The 3,242-nt window shown below is 64.3% G+C and carries 5 protein-coding genes and 1 pseudogene; 3 read left to right on the top strand and 3 right to left on the bottom strand.

Features of this window, described 5'->3' with window-relative positions; genetic code table 11:
• Positions 1-191: pseudogene (locus tag AUC71_RS03450) on the top strand (2Fe-2S iron-sulfur cluster-binding protein); the annotation flags it as partial.
• 6 nt (positions 192-197) lie between these two features.
• A complete protein-coding gene (locus AUC71_RS03445) occupies positions 198-1,226 on the top strand; it encodes an NAD(P)/FAD-dependent oxidoreductase (protein ID WP_069623151.1) in 1,029 nt (342 codons plus the stop codon).
• 18 nt (positions 1,227-1,244) lie between these two features.
• Here AUC71_RS03445 and AUC71_RS03440 read toward each other — a convergent pair whose 3' ends face one another.
• The 3 genes from AUC71_RS03440 to AUC71_RS20750 form a co-directional block, all read right to left on the bottom strand.
• Positions 1,245-2,150, bottom strand: coding sequence for a hypothetical protein (locus tag AUC71_RS03440; RefSeq protein WP_158007682.1), 906 nt, complete (start codon positions 2,148-2,150; stop codon positions 1,245-1,247).
• Positions 2,151-2,299: 149 nt separating this feature from the next.
• Positions 2,300-2,644, bottom strand: coding sequence for a hypothetical protein (locus AUC71_RS03435; protein WP_069623149.1), 345 nt, complete (start codon positions 2,642-2,644; stop codon positions 2,300-2,302).
• Positions 2,617-2,808 (bottom strand): hypothetical protein, encoded by a 192-nt coding sequence (locus AUC71_RS20750; RefSeq protein WP_069623148.1) that lies wholly within the window; start codon positions 2,806-2,808, stop codon positions 2,617-2,619. Before AUC71_RS20750 ends, AUC71_RS03435 begins: the two co-directional genes overlap by 28 nt.
• On the opposite strand from AUC71_RS20750, the gene AUC71_RS22520 reads away from it, so the two are divergent.
• Complete coding sequence (locus tag AUC71_RS22520) at positions 2,734-3,144, top strand: RNA polymerase sigma factor (RefSeq protein ID WP_425283348.1); 411 nt, start codon at positions 2,734-2,736, stop codon at positions 3,142-3,144. The genes AUC71_RS20750 and AUC71_RS22520 overlap by 75 nt on opposite strands.
• Positions 3,145-3,242 lie beyond the last annotated feature (98 nt).

The following is a 3,242-nucleotide window of genomic DNA, read 5'->3' as shown; positions in this document are numbered from 1 at the left end:
TGCGCCTGCGCCACGTGCCATGTCTATGTTGAGACGAGTGGCGCGAAGCCACCGGCCAGCCGGAGCAGATGGAGGAGGACATGCTCGATTTCGCTTTCGATATTCGTCCGTCGAGCCGTCTCTCCTGTCAGATCAAGGTGACCGAGGCCCTCGATGGCCTCAAGGTCCGGATTCCCGAAAAGCAGTTCTGAGGCGCTATGTCAGAGGATGTGATCAAGACCGACGCGGTCATTATTGGGGCAGGACCCGTTGGGCTGTTTGCCGTGTTCGAGCTCGGCCTGGTCGACGTGAAAGCGCACGTGATCGACATTCTCGACCGGCCCGGCGGCCAATGCGCGGAGCTCTATCCGGAGAAGCCGATCTACGACGTGCCCGCGCTCGCCATCGTCACCGGCCAGGAGCTTACCGACCGGCTGATGGAGCAGATCAAGCCGTTCGGCGCCGAGTTCCATTTCAGCGAGCGTGTCGAAACGCTGGAGAAGACGGATGAGGGCTACCGCCTCGTCACCGACGCCGGCACCACGTTCGAATGCAAGGTCGTGGTAATCGCCGCGGGCGGCGGATCCTTCACGCCGAAGCGGCCGCCGCTTCCGGGCATCGAGCAGTACGAAGGCACCTCGGTGTTCTATTCGGTCCGCAAGATGGACGCGTTCAGGGACAAGGACGTGCTCATCGTCGGCGGCGGCGACTCCGCGCTCGATTGGACCTTGAACCTTCAGCCGGTCGCCAAATCGCTGACGCTGGTGCATCGCCGTCAAGAGTTCCGCGCCGCGCCGGCCTCCGTGCAGAAAATGCTGGAGCTGGTCGATAGCGGCAATATCTCCTTCAAGCTCGGCCAGGTGACGGAGCTGCACGGCGATAACGCTCAGCTTACCGGCGTTACGGTCAAGCGCCCGGACGGCTCCACCTTCGAACAGCCGACCGAGGTCATGCTGCCCTTCTTCGGGCTCACCATGAAGCTCGGCCCCGTCGCCAATTGGGGGCTCAATCTCGAAGAGAACCTGGTGCCCGTGGACACCGAGAAGTTCGAGACGAGCGAGAAGGGCATCTTCGCCATCGGCGACATCAACGCCTATCCGGGCAAGCTGAAGCTGATCCTGTCGGGTTTCCACGAGGCCGCGCTCATGGCGCAGCAGGCGCACAAATATGTGCACCCGGACAAGAAGCTCATCTTCCAGTACACGACGTCCTCGTCGAACCTCCAGAAGAAGCTCGGCGTCAAGTAGCTGTCTTTTGAAAGGGCCTTAGGCGAGCGAGCGGTAGACCGCGACGTCGTAGGGGCTGAGCAGCCGCACCTTGAGACGCTCATGAGCGGGCAACTCAGCGCGCGCAAATACGCCGCTCGCCTCGACGAGATCGGTCGCGACCGGATCGACGAGGATCAGATAGAGCCGCCGCGGCTTGTGCCGGTACGACACCACGATGTTGTTCAAAACCTCGGCGAAGATTTCACGCGAGAACGGATTGAAGAAGTAGTGGACGGCCTCGCCGTCCGGCGTCCCCACCTGGCTCGCGTCTTCCAGCACGCATTCGACGTTGCGGCAGAGCATGCGCGAACGCGGATACTGCGCGATGTTCATCTCCGCATTGTCATGTAGCTCCTCGGCGAACTCGACACCGGCCACGGCGGCGAAGGGATGTTCCGAGGCGAGCAGCATCACGCGGCCTTTGCCGGCGCCGTAGTCGACGAAGGTGAGCTTGGAGAGATCGTAGTCGACGCCGGCGAGCGCCCACTCGAACAACTGGCACGGCGTCGGCCGGTAGTCGTGACCGTGCGCGCGATTGGCGCCGGCGATCGTAAGGCCCGATAGCGGGAGCGGGTCCTTGGTCGGCGAGAAGAAAAGTTGCTCTTTCGGCGGATCGAGCACGCGCGCATGCAGCCAATGCAGGAACTCGCGATAGTCCTGCTTCATCCGTTCGGGACGCGCATGTTCCTTGAGCTTCGCGCCGGTGCGCTCGATCTCGGGCAGGACATTGCCGCGCCCATATTCGGCGGCGCGCGCCAGGCCGTCCTTGGTGGCTTGCTTCGTTTGACTTGATGTCTTGTCGGCGAGCTTTGCGATGCGTCCCGCGAGACGGCTGCGCAGAAGGCCGCGACCGGCCGCGACCGCGTTGGCCGTCGCGTCCTTGGCGTGGGACGCGGCGTTCACGGGCACCGCCTTTGCGCGATCGCGCGGCGGAACCGCAGCTTGCGATTCTACGGCCTCCGGGCCCCGGGGTACGACCGTCATGGGTAACTCCCCCTCATGCGCAAAGATTGGGCACGCATGGCCCGCGAAGCAAGCGCTTTTTGGGCAGCTTAGCCATTCTCCGCCGCACGCCCCGTTCGGCTGGATGTGCTATCCTCTTGATTCGCGAGGGAGACCCGCGTGGGACGGCCAGCACAGACCCAAGCGGCGGGGAGCAAGGCGTGCAGGCAGAAGATTACCATGACACCGTAAGACCGGGCCTCATTGCGATGTTGCCCCGGCTGAAACGCTTTGCCGACGTGCTGGTCGGTGCGCGCGACGAAGGCAAGAGCCTGCTCGGCCGCGCACTCCGACGCATGCTCGCCGAGCAGCATCGCTATCAGCGCGGCACGGCGATCGATGTCTGGGCCTTTGGCGAGGTCTATCGTCACTGGCTGCACGAGTTGCGCGACCATGCCGATCCCGTCGCGCGCGCAAGATCGACGACGCGCGTTTCGGCGAGTTGTTCTACCCGGAAGGTGAAGACTATTTCGATGCGCCGGTCATCGCTTTTCTCGGCGCGCTGCCGCCGCAGCAGCGCCTCACCCTGCTTCTCGTCTACGGCGAAGGCTTCGAGCACGAGGACGCCGCGCGCATCCTCGACGTCTCGCCGGAGACGATCGCCGCGCGCCTCGTGCGGATTAGCGCGTCGCTTGCGGACCGTTTGAGCGCGCGGGCGCCGGCGTCCGCCGCGGCGATTGTCGAAACCCTCTATCCCGAAGGCTCAGAGGCTCACCATGACCGAACTCGGCGACGAACTCCTGGTGGCTTATGTCGACGGGCAACTCGCGCGCAAGCAAACCCGCGCGGTGGAAAAGGTTCTCGATCAGGACGACGTGCTGGCCGCGCGTCTCGATGCTCTGAAACACGCCCATGCGCGTCTCGAGGCGGCCTTCGAAGCGATCCTGGCCGGTGAGGAGATGGATGTCTCCGCCGTCGCGGTGCCGCAAGACGACGGCCTTCGCATCTCCTGGCGTGCGGTCAAGCTCACGCTCGCCGCGCTCGGCATCGTCG

The organism is Methyloceanibacter marginalis, from assembly GCF_001723295.1.
Lineage (GTDB): Bacteria > Pseudomonadota > Alphaproteobacteria > Rhizobiales > Methyloligellaceae > Methyloceanibacter > Methyloceanibacter marginalis.
This window is presented reverse-complemented; position numbering and strand designations above follow the sequence as displayed.

Excerpts from the sequence above, each read along its gene's own strand:
- AUC71_RS03445 (WP_069623151.1), top strand. The coding sequence starts at position 198 with ATGTCAGAGGATGTGATCAAGACCGACGCGGTCATTATTGGGGCAGGA.
- AUC71_RS03435 (WP_069623149.1), bottom strand. The coding sequence starts at position 2,644 with ATGGTCGCGCAACTCGTGCAGCCAGTGACGATAGACCTCGCCAAAGGC.